Below are 17,150 nucleotides of genomic sequence, written 5' to 3'. Positions count from 1 at the left end.
TTGACAACATATTAAAACTTTATAAGATATATTTTTTTTAAACAATATATATCCTGTACGAAATTAAAAAAAAAATTAAAATTTCTACCCAAACGTATTTAACCATTCTTTGAAAATATAATCAAAAGACTAGTTCTACATCGAATACATTATTCGGTAACGTAACATTGTTCCCCCTCTTTTTATTAAAAAATATTATTCCCTGCTATAAAATTTAGTGGGTGGATAAACATGTATCATTAAAAACGAAAGAATATGGCTATACCGAAACAGATATTTCAGACTTTTAAAACAAAAAAGCTACCCTTGATTACAAGATTTCACATCTGGAATATAAAAAGGAGAAATCCAGAATACCGCTATTTTTTCTATGACGATCATGATATTGAAAAAATTTATCTCTGAAGAATTTCCGCCTGAATACATTGAAAGCTACCGGAAACTAACCATTGGAGCCGCCAAAGCTGATTTCTTCAGATATGCTATCCTCTATAAAAAGGGAGGGATATACCTGGATATAGACAGTGCAATAACCAAACCGCTGAGACAGCTTATTAAAGAAGACGATGAAGCTGTGATCAGTGCGGAAAGACACGAAAATTTATATGTACAATGGGGGCTCATTTTTAATAAAAACCATCCTTTTTTGAAATATACCCTGGAACTGATGCTTGATAATATACAAAACCACCGTTATCCGAATAATATCCATGCCACTACAGGCCCCACCGTATTCAGTGAAGGGATCAGACAAGCTTTACAAGAACATCCCGACATTCCCTATACTTTATTTGAGGGTATCGAATTTCGAGGCTATTTACAATTCAAATATAAGCTGGGAAAATTCTTTTTATACAAAAGCAAATCATTACACTGGAAAAAGCTGCAAATGAAACAGGATATTATTGCTTAATGGGTTCCCATCTTTGAAAACACATTAATAATAATCACCCCAAGGACAATCAGGGCAATACCGATAATAGCAGGCAGATCCGGAACCTGCTTAAAAGCGATGACTCCAATCACGGTAATAAATACAATTCCTACTCCGGACCAAATTGCATAGGTAATTCCCACCGGAATCTGGCGAAGCGTCAGACTTAAGAAATAAAAAGCACAGGCGTACCCTGCAATGGTAACAACGGAAGGTAGCAATTTTGAAAATTCTTCTGATTTCTTTAGGAAAGAAGTGGCTATAATTTCGAATACAATTGCCAAAGCAAGAAAAATATAACTGCGTCCCATACGATCATTCTTTATGCAAAAATAATAAAACTGATTTCGTATTTCCAAAGGAATTCCAAAAGGGTTCATTTGACCAAGATCTTATCGTCTCTGGTCTGTGACATCATAACATCATCAATGTCACAAAAACAGGATAGCTGACAAAAATTCCAGCATAAAAAATACCGTTAAAAATAAATTTCATTAACATAAAGAATGATTCTGACTAAAATTTTATGTAAGAAATAGTATAAAAAAACAATGTTATGCAAAGCATTATTTATTCTTTGTTTTATCAAGTCCAATATAGAAGCAGAAAAACAGTTAATATTTTTACATTTTTTTACACATAGAATATAAAATTATCAATAAATTCACAATAATATATTAACAAATCGTAAACAAAAAACTACTTATATGTTACATATAACACCTATAACATACTGATATACATCATAGTATTTTACTTTGGCACGTGATTTGAAAACTGTAATATTGCAATTGAAAAATTGATAAAAAAAAAGTCAAATAATTAAAAATAATACAAAATGATAACTTACATCGGTATTGCAACTTGCGTAGTAGTGTTTACTTCATATTTCATGACAGCAAAAAGAGAAAGAAACTAATTCTTATAACAAGACAGCCTATAGAAAATCTATACTAATTATATTGTTTTATGTTTTTAGTCTGAATTTCAGATCCGCTCTTTTACTCGCTGGGTAAAAGGGCCCAAAAACATAACAAAAAGATCTTAGTTTCATAACAAATTTTAATATCCAAAAGGAAAACCGGGCTTATGTCCGGTTTTTCTTTTACAATAATATAAGGAACTGAAGGTGAATCAAGGATCTTAAATTTGAACGGGCCTCTCATCCTTATTGATACATTTACAATTTATTCATCACTTCTTCCCAGCCTATCTATCGGCTTATTATTTTCAGGATATCTGACAAAACTTTATAATGCCTTATCTTTGCGATTGCTAGAATCTTATTTGAATTATTATCATGAATCTTTATAATCTTATTATCCAGGACAAAGAACAGATCAACTTCAATGATGTGTTCCTTAATGAAGGAAACAAAGAAATCCTTGTACAGCTGATCAGGGAGCACACTTACATTAAGGAACTTCAGGAATATGGTCTTCCTGTAAATAATAAGATTCTCCTCCAGGGCAGCTCGGGATGTGGAAAAACCATGACTGCTAAAGCGCTGGCCCATGCATTAGGCAAGAATATCATTATTTTAAACCTGAGCAATATTGTTTCATCACGTATCGGAGAAACTTCCCAGAATATTAAAATGATATTTGATAAAGCCGCAAGGGAAAGATCCGTTCTTTTTCTTGATGAACTGGATCAGATTGGAAAAGCAAGAGGCAGTGACGATAAGGATGTAGGCGAAATGAGAAGGCTTGTGAATACATTAATTCAGTTGATTGACTACTATCCGGAAAATGCGCTTTTATTATGTGCCACCAATCATCCTGAGATTATTGATACAGCTATCCTGAGGCGTTTTCAATTAAAAATTAATTATGAAATGCCTTCTTCTGAATTCCTGGATGCTTTTTACGATCAGCTGCTGAGTCAGTTCCCGGCAGAGATGACGACTATAGAAAGGAAATATGCCATTTCTTTTGCTGAAGCTAAAGATCATGCCCTTACGGCTGTAAAAGCTGCTTTAATCAAAAAAATTAGAAGCTAAAAAAAATTATTTCCTCATAAAGAATCCGGTTAATTATTTTTCTCTATAAAAACTGCATTATACTAGTCTACAAATCCGGTATACTTTTTGATCATAAAAAATTAATAACCAAACCAATACATTTATGATTAAAAAACTACTATCGGACTGTCTTCTGATGACAGTATTATTCTTTTACTCATGTGAAAAAGAAAACACACAGATGAAAAGTGGAATCTCAATTGAAACAATTTCAATGATAACCGTACTTACTATGGGAGTAGCCATCCTGATTGCCTACACCTACAAAAGGAGATAACTAAGAGAATTACTAAAATAAAACGAGGCTGCCTTTAAGGCAGCCTCGTTATTTGTTATTGATTCAGTATTGATTACATATAAGCTTCAATCGGCTCACAAGTACATACTAAGTTTCTGTCTCCGTAAGCTTCATCTACCCTGGATACGGAAGCAAAGAATTTGTGGTCTCTTACCCACTCCAGCGGATACGCTGCTTTTTCTCTGCTGTATGGTTTATCCCAGGAATCAGAGATAACCATTTGCTCGGTATGAGGGGCATTTTTCAATACGTTGTTTGTTGCATCTGCCTCTCCGTTTGCAATTTCATCAATTTCTTTTTTGATAGAAATTAACGCTTCTGCGAAACGGTCGATTTCAGCTTTACTTTCAGATTCTGTAGGCTCAATCATCAATGTTCCTGCAACCGGGAAGGAAACTGTAGGAGCATGGAAACCATAATCCATCAATCTCTTCGCTACATCCGCTACTTCAATTCCTAAAGACTTGAACTGACGGAAGTCTACGATACATTCGTGAGCTACTCTTCCATTTTCATTTGAATATAAAATCGGGAAGTGTTCGGATAATATTTCTTTCAGATAATTGGCATTCAGAATAGCGTGCCCTGTAGCCTTTTTAAGGCCTTCTGCTCCTAACATTTTAATATAGGCATAAGAAATATTAAGAATAAGACCTGAGCCGTAAGGGGCTGCAGAGATACCATCAATAGCTTCTTTAGCCCCGATTCTGATATTCGCATTGGAAGGAAGGAAAGGAACCAAATGTTTGGCAACACAGATAGGACCTACACCAGGACCTCCTCCTCCATGAGGAATGGCGAAAGTTTTGTGAAGATTCAGGTGACAAACGTCTGCTCCGATATTTCCCGGACTTGTAAATCCTACCTGAGCGTTCATGTTGGCACCATCCATGTATACCTGTCCTCCATGCTCGTGAATCAGGTTGGTAATTTCTTTAATATTGGCATCAAAGAATCCATAAGTAGACGGGTAAGTGATCATTACAGCCGATAAGTTCTCTGAATGCTGTTCTGTCTTAGCTTTAAGATCTTCGAAGTCGATTTCTCCGTTTTCAAGATTTTTCACTACCACAATCTTCATTCCTGCCATTGCTGCAGAAGCCGGGTTTGTTCCGTGAGCTGACTGAGGAATCAATACTACATTTCTGTGGTGGTCACCTCTTGAAATATGATATTCCCTGATTACCATCAATCCTGCGTATTCTCCCTGAGCCCCTGAATTAGGCTGTAAAGAAGTTCCTGCAAAGCCTGTAATCTCAGCAAGGTCTTTTTCAAGCTCAGCGATCATTTGCTGGTAACCGCCTGCCTGATCAACCGGTACAAACGGGTGTACGCTACCCCAATCTGCCCATGACAAAGGTAACATTTCAGTAGCTGCATTCAGTTTCATCGTACAGGATCCTAAAGAAATCATCGAGTGCGTCAATGACAGGTCTTTTCTTTCAAGACGTTTGATATAACGCATTAATTCTGTTTCAGTATGGTATTTATTGAATACTTCTTCTGTAAGAATTTCGTCTTTTCTCAGGTTTTCTTCAGGGATGCTATATCCTTCTTTTATTTCTAATTTGAAGCTTTGCTTATCTTTAAATTGTGCGAAAGAAGTCATCAGATAATTCAATTTCTCCAATGTTGTACTTTCATTGATCGCAATGCTTACCACTCCTTCTGTGAAATAGTTCAGATTGATTCTGTGATCCTGCATCATTCTCATCAATCTTCCTTTTTCATCTTCGGCCATTATAATTTTCACTGTATCGAAAATCGGCTCTTCTGCAGTCTGGTATCCTAAAGCTTTCAGACCATTTTTTAAAGCATTGGCTTTGAAGTGGATCTGATCTGCGATATAGTTTAATCCTTTCGGACCGTGATAAACAGCATACATACCCGCCATTACCGCCAAGAGAACCTGTGCAGTACAAATATTGGAAGTTGCTTTTTCTCTTTTAATATGTTGTTCCCTGGTTTGTAAAGCCATTCTCAATGCACGTTTTCCGTACATATCCTGAGACACCCCGATAATTCTTCCCGGAATATCCCTTTTATAATCTTCTCTACAAGCAAAGAATGCCGCGTGAGGTCCTCCATATCCCAATGGAATTCCGAATCTTTGTGTTGTCCCCACAGCACAGTCGGCTCCCATTTCAGCAGGAGACTTCAGTTTTACCAATGCCATAGGATCACAAGCTACTGCTACCTGAAGATCAAGTTTTTTTATATTCTGCAATATCTTCAGTATAATCCAATACAATTCCGTTTTTCCCCGGATACTGTAACAGTACTCCATAATAAGAAGCATCCAACTGATGGGTTTTATGATCACCAATTACTACTTCAATGGCCAAACCTTCCGCTTTTGTTTTTAATACAGAAATCGTTTGAGGCAATACTAAATCAGAAATAAAGAATTTATTAGCCCCTGCTTTTTTTCTGATCTTTAGTTCTGTTGTTGAAGAACATATGCATAGCTTCTGCAGCTGCAGTAGATTCATCCAATAGCGATGCATTTGCCAGGGCAAAGCCTGTAAGATCACATACAACAGTCTGGAAATTAAGAAGAGCCTCCAGTCTTCCCTGCGCAATTTCCGCCTGATAAGGCGTATACGCTGTATACCAGCTTGGGTTTTCAAAAATATTTCTTTGAATTGCTGATGGTAAAAGTGTATTATGGTACCCGAACCCGATATAGCTCGTATAATCAACATTTTTTGAGGCCAACTCTTTCGAGTGATTCAACATTTCATATTCCGAAAGGGGTTCAGAGATCTCAAGATCTTTTTCTAAACGGATAGAAGAAGGGATGGTCTGAGAAATTAACTCTTCAATACTAGAAACGCCAAGTTTTTCCAACATCGCCTGTTTATCGGCTTCATTAAGGGAAATGTGACGGCTCACAAACTGTTCTGTATTCATTTTTTTTATTAGATTTTGTTTGTAAAAAAGATGGCTAAAATTACACTTTTTTGCACGATTGTACAATAGCCTGAAATGCCTGATTATTTAAAGAAAATCATTACTGCGGCAATGTAATTCACTTTTAGCCGGGAATAGCAGCATCTATTCATTTTACACAACAATTACATTGATTTTATAAATAATAGATAACAATATTAAAAAACAGTTATTAAATAAACATTAAACTATTTATTAAAAACCATGTAAAAAACTGAATTGATTTAATTATGTAAATGATTTAACAATTTTGCTTAATAAGCCCTCAGAAAGAAATTTATCCTTACTAGAACGGGAAGCCTATTATGAAAAAAAAACTTTTACAACCCGGAGAACTCTACTTAGCTCCAGCTCATTTAATTTTCAGGAATATAAAACAAGACATATACTGCTATTCATCAGGTTATAAGAATTTTAAGAAATTTTATTAATTATATTTATTCTAAATTAATATATTTGCAGCATGAATATGATTGTCCCATTTAAAGTTCCGCCTTTGGCCCCTGTATACTCATTCAACAATGAAGAGATGTTCTGCGAAAAGAAATCATGCTGTAAAAAATTCAAGAAAGGCAAAAGATGTAAAAAATGCCCGGGGAGAAAAAAAATGGCTTAAGCTAGCTAAAAGTTTTTAGCAAAAAATAAATAGCTAACGCCAATATAATAAGTCCCCAAAACAATACTACAATTTTAGGCTGACCCGACCGGTTTACAACTGTCCTGGGCTGTGGCTTGAACATGTCCTCAACGTTACTTTTGAATTTCTCGGTGTCATTTTCGAAAACTTCTGTAATGGTAATTCCCTGAACAACTGTTTTATGTAAAAGCGAGTTGGTAGCATGAAGCAAAAGCTGGAATTTTCCATCCTTAAATTCTGTAATCTTAAAGATCCTTTCTCCGTACGGCTTTTCCAATCCGAAAGGCAGAACCTTCACCACATCAGCATTACTTGTCTGCCAGCTGATAATGATTTCCTCCCCTTTTTTCGCATGAATTTTATTCGCTGTAAAAGTTTTGATTGCAGGTGGAATATTATACCTGAAACTTCGCTGATGGTTTTCCAAATTCTGATCATAGGCATGCCTCCTGCCCGGATCACTCAATGTTTCATACGCCTCCTGAATCTCACGGAATCGGTCTGCAAAAAAGTCATCATTGTCATTTTTATCGGGATGGTATTTCAAAGACAGCTTCCGATAAGCCTTTTTGATGTCTTCTTCTGAAGCATCCTGAGAAATCCCGAGAAAATAATAGTAATCTTTCATTGAACAATACAAAAATAAGGATTTATTTTTCTTTGCGTCGGATGTTTATGGTAAAAACATGCAGATTTTAATTGGATTAATGTATAGATCCTTTCTTTGCCGTAGGGTAAAAAGATTCCGGCGCGGGAAGCTTTGCTTCCCGCGCCGGAACTAACAATTTCAATTGAGTTTTTACTTCTTATGCTTCACAGGTATTATCTTTCCTGCAACATCCTGAATGGAATTCCTTTTTGAATTTCCCTTTCAGTTCCTGATATTCTTCATCATTCATTTCTCTGATTTTATCGGCTAATCCGAAAGGGGACCTTTCTTTAATTCCATATTCGTCAAAAATACCTTTGATAAATCTTTTTCTTTGTGCTGCTTTTTTTGCAATGAAGGCTACACCTACTACGGCTAGTGCTCCAAGAGCACCTTTTAATGCTGAATTTTTCATTTTTTCAAAATTTTAAATTTTACTACTTCTTGTTTTTTATAGAGACGAATCAATTTTAATTTTACTTTACTACTTCTTTACAATTTTAAAATTATTCGTTATTTCTGGTGAAGAACCCTCCGGAACATTTGTTTTTCCAGACTTCTTTAAATTTTTCTCTTTCTTCAGGGGACCAGGACTCCATTTTTTGTCTCATCTTTCTTTCTTTGAAATCCCTCACTCCTTTTCCAAAATGGAAACCTCCGAAAAGAATTTTACTCAGAACAAGAATCCCCATTGCCTGCCAGAATGTAATAGCCTTAACTCCTAAAATCTCAGGAAGAAGCCAATTCCAAAGCCACATCACAATCCATGTAACTGCGGCGAAGATCAATGGTGGACATAACAATAAGAAAATCCAGCCTTTTTTGTGTTTATGATTCATACTTTCTTTTTCTAACTTTTTAAATCTTCATATAACTTTCTCAATCTGTTCCTTAAATGCTTCACAGCATAATTTTTTCTGCTGATGATGGTCTTAATATTTTCTCCCTGTTCATCGGCTATTTCCTGGAGGGTTTTGTCGTTCAGTTCATTTTCTACGTACACCAGCCTTTGTTTTTCGGGAAGTTCATCAAGAGCTTCAAACAGTTTTTTCCAGATCTCATCCTGAAACATCTTAACTTCAGGACCTGCGCTTTCATCCATCAATAGAATATCTTTGATGGAAAAATCACCGTCTTCGTCTTCATAGACAAAATCTTCAAGATTTTCTGTTTTCTTTTTACGGTAACGGTCCGTAATCTTATTTGCCGTCACCCTGTACAGCCAGCCTCCTATATTTACAATCTCTGAGAGATTGGTAAGACTGCTGAACTGATACCACACTTCCTGCAGAATATCTTCCGCATCCTCCGTGTTTTTCACTTTAGGACGAATGTAAGACATCAGCTTCCCGCCGTAGTTGGAAACGGTTTGTGAGATGATGCTTTCTTTCTCCTTCTGTGGCATTGTTATTTTTTCGACAACCTCCATATTGACATGACGGTTATGCTTTTGGTTTTACTTTAATAAATTTAAAATATTTTTCTTATAATCCGGTTTTCTTTTATCCATCGCATTTTTGTTTAAAATTACTTCTCAGTTTGAGATAGAAATTTTAAAGCAAATGGATTTAAACTTCTCTTTAAACAAAAATTCCAATATCATCTGATAATAGAAATATCCGGGATTGTTAAAAGCCGTGTAAAAGCAAACGATACTTTAAAATCATGCAATGCCTGTTTATCACGTTATTTATAAAAACAGCGTGACTGTAACAGACAAAACGTAATTCTTTAATGTAAATAAATCCCAAAATACCAGGTCCATACGATTAATATAACCTGCATGGGAATTCTTTGAGTGTAAAGATATTTCATTCCCGGCCCCGTATAATCTGCTTTGAAAATATTAACATTTCTCCGGGACGAGTGGATATTGGCTACAAAAACCAACAGATAAAAAACAATAAGCAAAATAGCTGTAATTTCCCGGATTGCCGGAATCATCAGCCCTATTCCCGCTGCTATTTCCAGAAATCCCGTACAATACACCCAGAACATTTTACCCGGAATAAAATCGGGAATCATCATTGCCATTCCTTTCTGAAATTTAAAATGGGAAAATCCGGTAAAAATGATAAAGATAGCCATCCCCAGATTTCCTGAAAATAAAAAATCCGGCTTTCCATGAAACACTGTTGTTCCCAGCAAAGCCAGAATGAATGTAGCAAAAAGAATGATTAATAATTTCATATGTAAACAGGAGATATTTTTAAAGATCAGGAGTTATTACACCGCATCCAGGCTCACTCCTTCCGCCAGGCTTTTCACCACCATCAACCCTTTCGTAAAACCCGTATCCATGTGGTCTTTCCATTCTTTATCAACCTGAACTTCAGTATGAAGTTTTGTTTTTCCATCGAAATCGGTCAGAAAATACTTTTCAAAAGCACCACTCCACTCCATAACCTCCTTGCTTTGAGTATCTTCATGACCGTCTTTGTCTACCATTCCCAAATGTTTAAAAACTATCTGGTTGGGCTCATCAAGGCTGTCTATAGTAGATACCATTCCCTCGCCCTGAGCATTCATAAAGTAAGTTTTTCCTCCTACTTTCCAATCAGATTTCATGACGGAACCTGCTCCGAAATGTTTTGTCCATTCAGTATACGTTTCCGGCCCCCAAAGAATGTCCCAGACCTTTTGCTTAGGAGCATTGATTACTGTTTCGTAAGATAATGTTTCCATATTTTTAAATTTGTAGTGTGATAGGTTTGTATTATAGTTGATTTTCTGAGAGATGTTTTATAATCCCGAGTGCTTTAGGGAATTTCTCTTCAAAAAAATCTTTAAATTCTGCCGGAGTCTGGATAATTGTTTTCAACAGCGTTCCGGTATCATTTTCCTCCAGAACATAAGATTCTGTTGCTTCTCCCCAATCCTGAGGCACTTCGATACCTTCATAAATTTCTCCCAGATGCAGGAATTTTATTTCCTGATTGGGAATAACTTTTTCAACCCTGCTATACATTCCGTTCTGTTTAGGATCAAAAAACCTGATGATATTACCTTCTTCCAATGTCCCTTCGTAGAAGGAACCTTCTGTAAAAGCAGTTGTCCATTGTCTGTAAGTAATATCTCCCCAGAGAACACTCCATACTTTTTCCGGTTCTGCATTGATTTCAACCTCGTACGTCAATAGTTCCATATTTTTTAAATTTATTGTCAATGAAAATTTACGGTTTTAAAGATATTAATTTCAAACACCCGTTACTGCAACAATATACAACAACAACTTGTTAACCTCCTACAAAATCCCCTCCGTTGATATGAATTACTTCCCCGGTAATATAACTGGCATCTTCAGAAGCAAGAAAAACATAAGCCGGAGCCACTTCAGAGGGTTGACCTGCTCTTTTCAGCGGTGTATCTTTTCCAAACGTGGAAAGATCATCAAAGGCTTCCTTTACAAGGGGCGTCCATATAGGTCCCGGGGCAACCCCGTTCACAAGAATTCCTTTTTCCGCAAGATTAGCAGACAAAGAACGGATAAAGGATAAAATAGCTCCTTTGGTAGCAGCATAATCAATCAGATGATCGCTTCCCCGGTAGGCTGTAACCGATGTTGTACAGATAATTCTGGCTCCTTTTCCCATCAATGGAAGAAAACTCCTGGTGAAAGAGATCATTGAAATGATATTGGTATCAAATGTTTCCTGAATCTGTTCATCAGAGATCGTCTCCAGGTGATCTTTTGAAGTATGTATCCCCGCATTATTAACAAGAATATCCAGGCCTTTCCATTCTGATTTGATCTTTTCAGCACATTGGGTTCTGAAAGACTTCCGGGTAAGATCTCCTTTCAGTAAAAGGCACTTCTGCCCTTCCTGTTCAACCAGCCTTTGAGTTTCTTTCGCGTCATCAACGCTTTCTTTGTAAACAATGGCAACATCGGCCCCTTCTCTGGCAAAGTGGACGGCTACAGCCTGTCCTATACCGCTGTCACCTCCGGAAATAACCGCTTTTTTACCTAGCAGCTTCCTGCTTCCCTGATAATCATTCCTGATAATTTCAGGAAAAATCCCATCCTTAGGGACTTTCGATTTAGATTGGGATTTGTTCTGTGTTTTCATAAGCAAATCTTTCTCTAAATAGCATCAAACAATAAGCCGAAATAACTTTAAGAGTTATAAGCGTCTTCAAGATCCTGTATGATAATTTTCTGCATTTTCATCATAGCCTCTACTACTTTTTGCGCTTTTTCCCGGTCAGAAGCATTCATCAGCTGGATGAGTCTTTTAGGAACGATTTGCCAGCTGAGTCCGTATTTATCTTTCAGCCAGCCGCACATACTTTCTTTGCCTCCATCCGAAGTAAGGGCATTCCAATAGTCATCCGTTTGTTTCTGATCATCCGTCATAACCACCATTGAGATTCCTTCATTGAAATCAAACTGGTGATCATAAGAGTTATCCATACAGAAAAAACTGTAATTATCCAATACAAAATGAGCATGCTGAACATTTTCCGCAGGTTCAGGAATAGGATGACCTTCGCCACTATCTCCATATTTTAAAACATTTCCGATTCTGGAATTGGGAAAAATCTGTGTATAAAGCTCCATAGCTTCTTTAGCTTTACCATTATTACCATGGATAAACATCAGCGTAGGAACTATTGTCTGATCACTTGCTTTTTCTCCGAAAAACAACTGCCATGTTACTCCATATTTATCCTGTACCCAGCCATATTTCTTACTCCAGGAATAAGATCCCAGATCCATCAGAGCAATCCCCCCTTCCAATAGCTGATCCCAATATTTCTGAACTTCATCTTCTGTTTCACAGATAACCATGAAAGAAATGGAAGGATTTTTCTTGAATTGAGGGCCTCCATTCAGCAACATCAGTCTCTGCCCGAATACATCAATGTTCATAACAACCGGTGTATCAGCAGTAATTTCACCGTTAAAAACCTTACAGTAAAATTCAGCAGCTTGTTTGGCATCTCCGTCATACCAAAGACATGGAAAAATATCGTTATTCATAATTTTAGATTTTATTAATCGTTAATTTTTTTATTGATCATAAACGGGATAAGACCTTATCAGGCCATTGCCTATAAAAAAATCCTCATTCCTGCAATGGTATGATAATGAATATTTGTCGTCGTATATTTTACAATTCCTTAAAAAACACCTGGTGTTCTTTCATATGATTTTTCAGCTTCATTACTGTATTTTTACCGAAGCCATGCAGCTGTAAAATTTCTTTTTCAGAATAATCCGACAGCTTTTCCAGAGAGTCTATCTTTTCTTTTTCAAGAGCCCGCCTTGCCGGCATTGCAATAACACCCTGAAGAAAAGTATTCTCTGAGTCATAATTAACGGTATAAATGGAATTTAAACTCTTTGACATGATGACTAAGTTGATCATGGCTACAAAAAATTTTAATGATTCTCAACATACTTATGAAAATTATTAAGGATCGCATACCAGCCATCTCTCTGCATTTCCATAGAATTCTGTTTTTCAGGATCAAAAATTTCAGTAACTTTCGTTGTATTTTCATCGATTTTATCGAAAATTACTTCTACTTTACGTCCGTCTGTAATATGATATTTTATTTTTTCGTTGGGGATAATTTCATCATAAGTACCTTCAAAATCAAAACCGAAGCTTTTGTCTTTTGCCTCCATCCTGTTTTTGAATTTCCCCCCTACTCTAAGGTCATTCTCTGAACTGGGACATTGCCATGTTTCATGAGCAAAATTCCACTTCATAATGTGTTTAGGTTCATTGAAATAGTTCCAAACTTTTTCTACCGGGGCTAAAATCGTAATGTCTATTTTTATCGGATCCATAGTTCTTATTTTTATAATGAGGGAAAAAGGGGCACTTTTGTAAGCATCCCCCTTTTATAATTAGTTAAATATAAGATTATTTTCCGTATTCCTCATTATAGTTCACCATCCAATGAACACCATATTTATCTTGAAAACTTCCGAAATAGTCTCCCCAAAACTGGTCTTCAAGCGGCATTTCTATATTCCCACCTTCGGAAAGGCCTTTAAAAATTCTCTCTGCTTCCTCTCTTGAATCGGGAAAGATTGAAACATAATTATTGTTTCCGACCGTCAGGGTCTGTCCGAATCCAGGGACAATATCTGAAGCCATCAACAGGTCATTTCCCACAGGCAGCGCAATATGCATTACCCTGTTTTTTTCTTCTTCTGATAAATTTTCAGTTCCGGGGGCATTCCCCATTTTATGGATTTCTCCTGCGAATTCTCCTCCAAAAATGGATTTGTAAAAATTGAAAGCTTCTTCAGCTGTTCCATTAAAATTTAAGTACGGGTTTAATTTAGGCATGATTTCTAATTTTATAATGTTAATATTTTTTAAACTCCAATAATACTGATGATTGGCTAATGACAGGAATATTTTGCTGTAGCATTCCTTATCGGTATTATTATAGTTAATTATTTAAAAATTGTTCTACTTCCCTGGTGGTGAAGTCTATCATATGAGTATTCAGGCTGCCATCAAAATCAGCCATCATATAAACTCCATGCGTTGCCGGCAGGATTATTAACCGTGAACCTTCCACCAAACGCCACATGGCTACCGTGTGTTCAGGCTTCATTACATCCCTGTCTCCGGTAATAAACAATGTAGGAGACTGTATATTTCTCAGGATCTCATCATCCCAATCTTCAAATGTCTGCATTCTTTTGCTGTCTTTATCAAAAAGGTTCTCCAGTTTTGAGAAGTCCGGATTGAGAGCCAAAAAATTGATTTTAAAAGCTTCCGGCATCGATTCGAAAGTAGCTTCGTTCATTGCTTCAAAAAAACCATCTATCATCCCGTTCCTTTTATAAAAAGCCGAGGCTACTATCAGTTTTTCTACTAATTGCGGATGCCGGTGAGCCACCTGCATCACTGTGTTTCCCCCATTACTGAATCCCCAGAAAGAGGCTTTACCAATTTTGAAGTTCTGCTAAAAGGGCAGCGATATCATCTGCATCCTGTTCAAATGTTTCAGGAATATACCGGTGCTCACTTCTGCCGTGATTTTGTAAATCGATACCAATAAGTTGAAATTTATCTTCAAGCCTTGCAATGACTTCTTTAAAATCATATAGAATAGAAGAGCCTCCGCCATGAATCAAAACCAAAGGCTTCCCCGTTCCATATATTTCATAGTACAGCTTAATACCGTTCACCTGTTTATATCCTTTTTCTATCGGGCTCATGGTTAATAGCTGATATTTTCGTTCATCTCATATTTCATCCCCGGATAATTCAGTATTCTGCGCATCAGTCCTATTTGGCCACACAGGTAATCTTCACGTCCCAGGCACATTCCCACAAAAGTAAGCTTGGTTTCTTTGACAAAAGGAATGTTCATGCCGATTTCAAAAATTTCATCCAGCTCTTCATCCGTAACTTCCAATAATTTTTGATAGACTTTAGGAGATATTTCGTGGAAACTTTTTTGCAGCTCTGCCAGACTTGGGTATTGACTACTTTCATTCAATGCTTTCCCTTGGAAAAAAAGGTCATTATAAGGATCTTCGGTCTGTAATCCCAATACCCCACCCAATCCATAACGCATATTGACAAAATTCCCTGCCATCCAGATAATATGATTGGTTTTATTTTCAATTCTTTTCAATGCATCTTCTTCCGAAATGCCTTCCAAAACATTCATAAAACTTTGGGTATGCATTCTATAGGCCGGAATAATGAGTTCTATTTTTTTTGATTTTGGTGTGTCCATATTTTAATTTTTGCAGATTTTTTTTGTTTTTGTAATGATTTGTGCAGATCTGTATCAATGGCAGATTACTTTATAGCTCCCGGTTTTCCCAAAATTCTTCTGAGATAGCCAAGCTGTCCGCTGTGATATATTTCATGAAGGCAGAAAGTGGAAATATCTTTACTGTTTTCAGGATTAAACCGGTCAAGGTTATTAAGCCTGGTTTCCAGCCTGTCCTGAGATTGGTTGAAATAAGATTTTAGTTCCTCAAAACTGATGAATTCATCCTTTCGGTCCAATGCAATTTCACCTCTGTTATAAAAAGAGAATTTTTCACTATCCCAGACTGGCTCTTCTCCCAGCGTATTCAGAAAAAAAATTTCTGATATAAATTAAATGTCCAAAGATCCAGTTCATACAATTGGCTTCACCATTAGGAAAGATCATTGATTCTTCATGGGTAATCCCGTCTATGTTTAAAGAGATTACTTTACCGGTACTGAATACCTGATTTTTAACAAATTCTATTTCGTTTGATAGGGTTTCCATCTTGCAAGTATAATAATTGTGAATACCAGACTATTCTGAAGGTATCTGAGAAACATCCCCATACATTACTTCCCACTGATGTCCGTCAATATCAGCAAAACTGCTTTGATACATCCATCCATGATCCATAGGTTCACTATATTTTGATCCTCCGTTTTCGATGGCTGTCTTTACCATATGGTCTACTTCATCCCTACTGTTTACTCCGATGGCCAGAAGTACCTGTGTGGTATCTCCTTTAGCAAATGGTCTGTTTGTAAATGTCTGGAAAAACTCTTCTTTCAGAAACATCGTATAAATATGATCTTCCTTCATCACTACACATATGGCTTTCTCATCAGAAAACTGCTCATTGATAGAAAAGCCAAGCTCTGTCCAGAATGCTCTGTTTTTTTGTACGTCTTTTACAGGTAAATTGACATAAATCTGATTGATTTTCATTTTGTAATTTTTAGTGTTAAACTTTTAACCAAAATTACCAAGGAGAGAGGAAAATCGTCTTGTCTTAGGACAAGATTTGATTTTATGTGAATAAAATTTCATTTTACCAGGGAGTACCTGTTATTAAATGACCGAGGGCAGCTAACTGCTATAAACTATTGTACAGGCATCCGGGAGATATCCATACTGAGGTTCTCATTCTGACAGCTTTGTCATAGAATAAATTTATTTTTTCTTAGGATGGGAAACCAATTCCTTACGGATGCGGCTTAGGGAGGTATCTGTAACACCCAGATAAGAAGCAACCTGTTTCAAGGGGGCAAATTGAATCACTTTCGATTTCTGCTCAAGAAGGTTAAGATATCTTTTGGTGGCAGAAAGCGTAAACATTTCTACAGATCGCTGCTTGTAATCAAAAAGTTCTTTAGACATCCAGGATCTTCCCCATTCTCTGAGATTGGGAATTTTATGGAATAATTCCTGGAATGTTTCATAATCCATTTTCCAGCATTCGCAATCTGTAATGCATACGATATTTTCCTGGGAAGGAATTCTCTGGAAGATAGACAGCACTTCGATAATAATTTCATTATCTGCAAAAAAAATGTGTTGTTACCTCATTACCATTGAAGTCATTGACATATGAGCGGGCAAGACCTTTTTCAAGGATATAATATTCGTTGGAAGTCTTTCCTTCATCAAGAATACTATCACCTTTCTGGAACGATACTTTTTCATGGGCACGGAATATTTCATCAAGCTCTTCTCTGAGAAAAAAAGGAAAATCATAGCACGTTTCTAAGGCTTTATTGGTCATCAGGTCAAATCTTTTTAAGATTTTAAAATTAAAATTTTTTATTGAATTAAAGGCAAAGAATATTAAACAAATTGCCTAAAACATTATATACTACATTGTAACTAAGATATTTTACAAGCAATAAAAGTTAAACGGTGATATTTTTATAATCA

Annotated in this window: 22 protein-coding genes and 2 pseudogenes; 3 read left to right on the top strand and 21 right to left on the bottom strand. The window is 36.3% G+C overall.

Annotated elements, in window-relative coordinates; all coding sequences use genetic code 11:
* Window positions 1–385 precede the first annotated feature (385 nt).
* The gene (locus tag HX13_RS06530; RefSeq protein WP_238555098.1) at window positions 386–913 is read left to right on the top strand and encodes a glycosyltransferase family 32 protein; all 528 of its coding nucleotides are present in this window, start codon (window positions 386–388) and stop codon (window positions 911–913) included.
* Here HX13_RS06530 and HX13_RS06525 read toward each other — a convergent pair.
* Entirely contained in the window at window positions 910–1,245 is a 336-nt protein-coding gene (locus tag HX13_RS06525; RefSeq protein WP_050020397.1) for a DMT family transporter, read from the bottom strand. The genes HX13_RS06530 and HX13_RS06525 overlap by 4 nt on opposite strands.
* A 989-nt stretch (window positions 1,246–2,234) precedes the next feature.
* On the opposite strand from HX13_RS06525, the gene HX13_RS06520 reads away from it, so the two are divergent.
* Both HX13_RS06520 and HX13_RS23665 read left to right on the top strand, forming a co-directional pair.
* The gene (locus HX13_RS06520; protein ID WP_050020396.1) at window positions 2,235–2,936 is read left to right on the top strand and encodes an AAA family ATPase; all 702 of its coding nucleotides are present in this window, start codon (window positions 2,235–2,237) and stop codon (window positions 2,934–2,936) included.
* Between the two features lie 124 nt (window positions 2,937–3,060).
* Window positions 3,061–3,234 (top strand): hypothetical protein, encoded by a 174-nt coding sequence (locus HX13_RS23665; protein ID WP_238555097.1) that lies wholly within the window; start codon window positions 3,061–3,063, stop codon window positions 3,232–3,234.
* A gap of 73 nt (window positions 3,235–3,307) precedes the next feature.
* Here the strand turns inward: HX13_RS23665 and gcvP are convergent.
* From gcvP to HX13_RS06430, 20 genes and pseudogenes are all read right to left on the bottom strand, one after another.
* Window positions 3,308–6,168 (bottom strand): annotated as a pseudogene (gene gcvP / locus HX13_RS06515) (aminomethyl-transferring glycine dehydrogenase).
* Between the two features lie 656 nt (window positions 6,169–6,824).
* The gene (locus HX13_RS06510) at window positions 6,825–7,472 is read right to left on the bottom strand and encodes a J domain-containing protein (protein WP_050020395.1); all 648 of its coding nucleotides are present in this window, start codon (window positions 7,470–7,472) and stop codon (window positions 6,825–6,827) included.
* A 178-nt stretch (window positions 7,473–7,650) separates the two neighbouring features.
* Window positions 7,651–7,908 carry a hypothetical protein gene (locus tag HX13_RS06505; protein ID WP_050020394.1) on the bottom strand — a complete coding sequence of 86 codons (258 nt, stop codon included), beginning with the start codon at window positions 7,906–7,908 and terminating at the stop codon, window positions 7,651–7,653.
* 91 nt (window positions 7,909–7,999) lie between these two features.
* A complete protein-coding gene (locus HX13_RS06500) occupies window positions 8,000–8,332 on the bottom strand; it encodes a hypothetical protein (protein WP_050020393.1) in 333 nt (110 codons plus the stop codon).
* Window positions 8,333–8,343: 11 nt separating this feature from the next.
* Window positions 8,344–8,898: an RNA polymerase sigma factor gene (locus tag HX13_RS06495; RefSeq protein WP_228377658.1), complete on the bottom strand. Its 555-nt coding sequence runs from the start codon at window positions 8,896–8,898 to the stop codon at window positions 8,344–8,346.
* 326 nt (window positions 8,899–9,224) lie between these two features.
* Complete coding sequence (locus HX13_RS06490) at window positions 9,225–9,683, bottom strand: hypothetical protein (protein WP_050020391.1); 459 nt, start codon at window positions 9,681–9,683, stop codon at window positions 9,225–9,227.
* A gap of 36 nt (window positions 9,684–9,719) precedes the next feature.
* Window positions 9,720–10,178, bottom strand: coding sequence for an SRPBCC family protein (locus tag HX13_RS06485; RefSeq protein WP_050020390.1), 459 nt, complete (start codon window positions 10,176–10,178; stop codon window positions 9,720–9,722).
* Window positions 10,179–10,209: 31 nt separating this feature from the next.
* On the bottom strand, window positions 10,210–10,638 hold the full coding sequence (locus tag HX13_RS06480; protein ID WP_050020389.1) for an SRPBCC domain-containing protein: 429 nt from the start codon (window positions 10,636–10,638) through the stop codon (window positions 10,210–10,212).
* 91 nt (window positions 10,639–10,729) lie between these two features.
* Window positions 10,730–11,563: an SDR family oxidoreductase gene (locus tag HX13_RS06475; protein ID WP_050020388.1), complete on the bottom strand. Its 834-nt coding sequence runs from the start codon at window positions 11,561–11,563 to the stop codon at window positions 10,730–10,732.
* A gap of 47 nt (window positions 11,564–11,610) precedes the next feature.
* Window positions 11,611–12,477: a VOC family protein gene (locus HX13_RS06470; RefSeq protein ID WP_050020387.1), complete on the bottom strand. Its 867-nt coding sequence runs from the start codon at window positions 12,475–12,477 to the stop codon at window positions 11,611–11,613.
* 130 nt (window positions 12,478–12,607) lie between these two features.
* A complete protein-coding gene (locus HX13_RS06465) occupies window positions 12,608–12,847 on the bottom strand; it encodes a hypothetical protein (RefSeq protein ID WP_228460448.1) in 240 nt (79 codons plus the stop codon).
* 32 nt (window positions 12,848–12,879) lie between these two features.
* The gene (locus tag HX13_RS06460) at window positions 12,880–13,293 is read right to left on the bottom strand and encodes an SRPBCC family protein (protein WP_050020385.1); all 414 of its coding nucleotides are present in this window, start codon (window positions 13,291–13,293) and stop codon (window positions 12,880–12,882) included.
* Window positions 13,294–13,369: 76 nt separating this feature from the next.
* Window positions 13,370–13,801 carry a VOC family protein gene (locus HX13_RS06455; protein WP_050020384.1) on the bottom strand — a complete coding sequence of 144 codons (432 nt, stop codon included), beginning with the start codon at window positions 13,799–13,801 and terminating at the stop codon, window positions 13,370–13,372.
* A gap of 106 nt (window positions 13,802–13,907) precedes the next feature.
* The gene (locus tag HX13_RS23660; protein WP_238555096.1) at window positions 13,908–14,369 is read right to left on the bottom strand and encodes an alpha/beta fold hydrolase; all 462 of its coding nucleotides are present in this window, start codon (window positions 14,367–14,369) and stop codon (window positions 13,908–13,910) included.
* Window positions 14,370–14,409: 40 nt separating this feature from the next.
* Window positions 14,410–14,685: an alpha/beta fold hydrolase gene (locus HX13_RS23655; RefSeq protein ID WP_238555095.1), complete on the bottom strand. Its 276-nt coding sequence runs from the start codon at window positions 14,683–14,685 to the stop codon at window positions 14,410–14,412.
* Window positions 14,686–14,687: 2 nt separating this feature from the next.
* The gene (locus HX13_RS06445) at window positions 14,688–15,212 is read right to left on the bottom strand and encodes a DinB family protein (protein ID WP_050020383.1); all 525 of its coding nucleotides are present in this window, start codon (window positions 15,210–15,212) and stop codon (window positions 14,688–14,690) included.
* A 65-nt stretch (window positions 15,213–15,277) separates the two neighbouring features.
* Window positions 15,278–15,490, bottom strand: coding sequence for a hypothetical protein (locus HX13_RS23650; RefSeq protein WP_238555094.1), 213 nt, complete (start codon window positions 15,488–15,490; stop codon window positions 15,278–15,280).
* Window positions 15,491–15,527: 37 nt separating this feature from the next.
* The gene (locus tag HX13_RS23645) at window positions 15,528–15,740 is read right to left on the bottom strand and encodes a hypothetical protein (protein WP_238555093.1); all 213 of its coding nucleotides are present in this window, start codon (window positions 15,738–15,740) and stop codon (window positions 15,528–15,530) included.
* Between the two features lie 30 nt (window positions 15,741–15,770).
* Entirely contained in the window at window positions 15,771–16,181 is a 411-nt protein-coding gene (locus tag HX13_RS06435) for a VOC family protein (RefSeq protein ID WP_050020382.1), read from the bottom strand.
* A gap of 225 nt (window positions 16,182–16,406) precedes the next feature.
* Window positions 16,407–16,998, bottom strand: a pseudogene (locus HX13_RS06430) (Crp/Fnr family transcriptional regulator).
* Between the last annotated feature and the right edge of the window lie 152 nt (window positions 16,999–17,150).

The organism is Chryseobacterium sp. P1-3 (assembly GCF_000738495.1).
Classification (GTDB): domain Bacteria; phylum Bacteroidota; class Bacteroidia; order Flavobacteriales; family Weeksellaceae; genus Chryseobacterium; species Chryseobacterium gallinarum.
This window is presented reverse-complemented; position numbering and strand designations above follow the sequence as displayed.

Coding starts and splice junctions, on each gene's coding strand:
- HX13_RS06485 (WP_050020390.1), bottom strand. CDS start 10,178: ATGGAAACATTATCTTACGAAACAGTAATCAATGCTCCTAAGCAAAAG.
- HX13_RS06445 (WP_050020383.1), bottom strand. CDS start 15,212: ATGGACACACCAAAATCAAAAAAAATAGAACTCATTATTCCGGCCTAT.
- HX13_RS06480 (WP_050020389.1), bottom strand. CDS start 10,638: ATGGAACTATTGACGTACGAGGTTGAAATCAATGCAGAACCGGAAAAA.
- HX13_RS23655 (WP_238555095.1), bottom strand. CDS start 14,685: ATGAGCCCGATAGAAAAAGGATATAAACAGGTGAACGGTATTAAGCTG.
- HX13_RS06525 (WP_050020397.1), bottom strand. CDS start 1,245: ATGGGACGCAGTTATATTTTTCTTGCTTTGGCAATTGTATTCGAAATT.
- HX13_RS06505 (WP_050020394.1), bottom strand. CDS start 7,908: ATGAAAAATTCAGCATTAAAAGGTGCTCTTGGAGCACTAGCCGTAGTA.
- HX13_RS06470 (WP_050020387.1), bottom strand. CDS start 12,477: ATGAATAACGATATTTTTCCATGTCTTTGGTATGACGGAGATGCCAAA.
- HX13_RS06490 (WP_050020391.1), bottom strand. CDS start 9,683: ATGAAATTATTAATCATTCTTTTTGCTACATTCATTCTGGCTTTGCTG.
- HX13_RS06455 (WP_050020384.1), bottom strand. CDS start 13,801: ATGCCTAAATTAAACCCGTACTTAAATTTTAATGGAACAGCTGAAGAA.
- HX13_RS06520 (WP_050020396.1), top strand. CDS start 2,235: ATGAATCTTTATAATCTTATTATCCAGGACAAAGAACAGATCAACTTC.
- HX13_RS06435 (WP_050020382.1), bottom strand. CDS start 16,181: ATGAAAATCAATCAGATTTATGTCAATTTACCTGTAAAAGACGTACAA.
- HX13_RS06465 (WP_228460448.1), bottom strand. CDS start 12,847: ATGTCAAAGAGTTTAAATTCCATTTATACCGTTAATTATGACTCAGAG.
- HX13_RS06495 (WP_228377658.1), bottom strand. CDS start 8,898: ATGCCACAGAAGGAGAAAGAAAGCATCATCTCACAAACCGTTTCCAAC.
- HX13_RS23665 (WP_238555097.1), top strand. CDS start 3,061: ATGATTAAAAAACTACTATCGGACTGTCTTCTGATGACAGTATTATTC.
- HX13_RS06500 (WP_050020393.1), bottom strand. CDS start 8,332: ATGAATCATAAACACAAAAAAGGCTGGATTTTCTTATTGTTATGTCCA.
- HX13_RS23660 (WP_238555096.1), bottom strand. CDS start 14,369: ATGCAGGTGGCTCACCGGCATCCGCAATTAGTAGAAAAACTGATAGTA.
- HX13_RS06510 (WP_050020395.1), bottom strand. CDS start 7,472: ATGAAAGATTACTATTATTTTCTCGGGATTTCTCAGGATGCTTCAGAA.
- HX13_RS23645 (WP_238555093.1), bottom strand. CDS start 15,740: ATGGAAACCCTATCAAACGAAATAGAATTTGTTAAAAATCAGGTATTC.
- HX13_RS06475 (WP_050020388.1), bottom strand. CDS start 11,563: ATGAAAACACAGAACAAATCCCAATCTAAATCGAAAGTCCCTAAGGAT.
- HX13_RS06460 (WP_050020385.1), bottom strand. CDS start 13,293: ATGGATCCGATAAAAATAGACATTACGATTTTAGCCCCGGTAGAAAAA.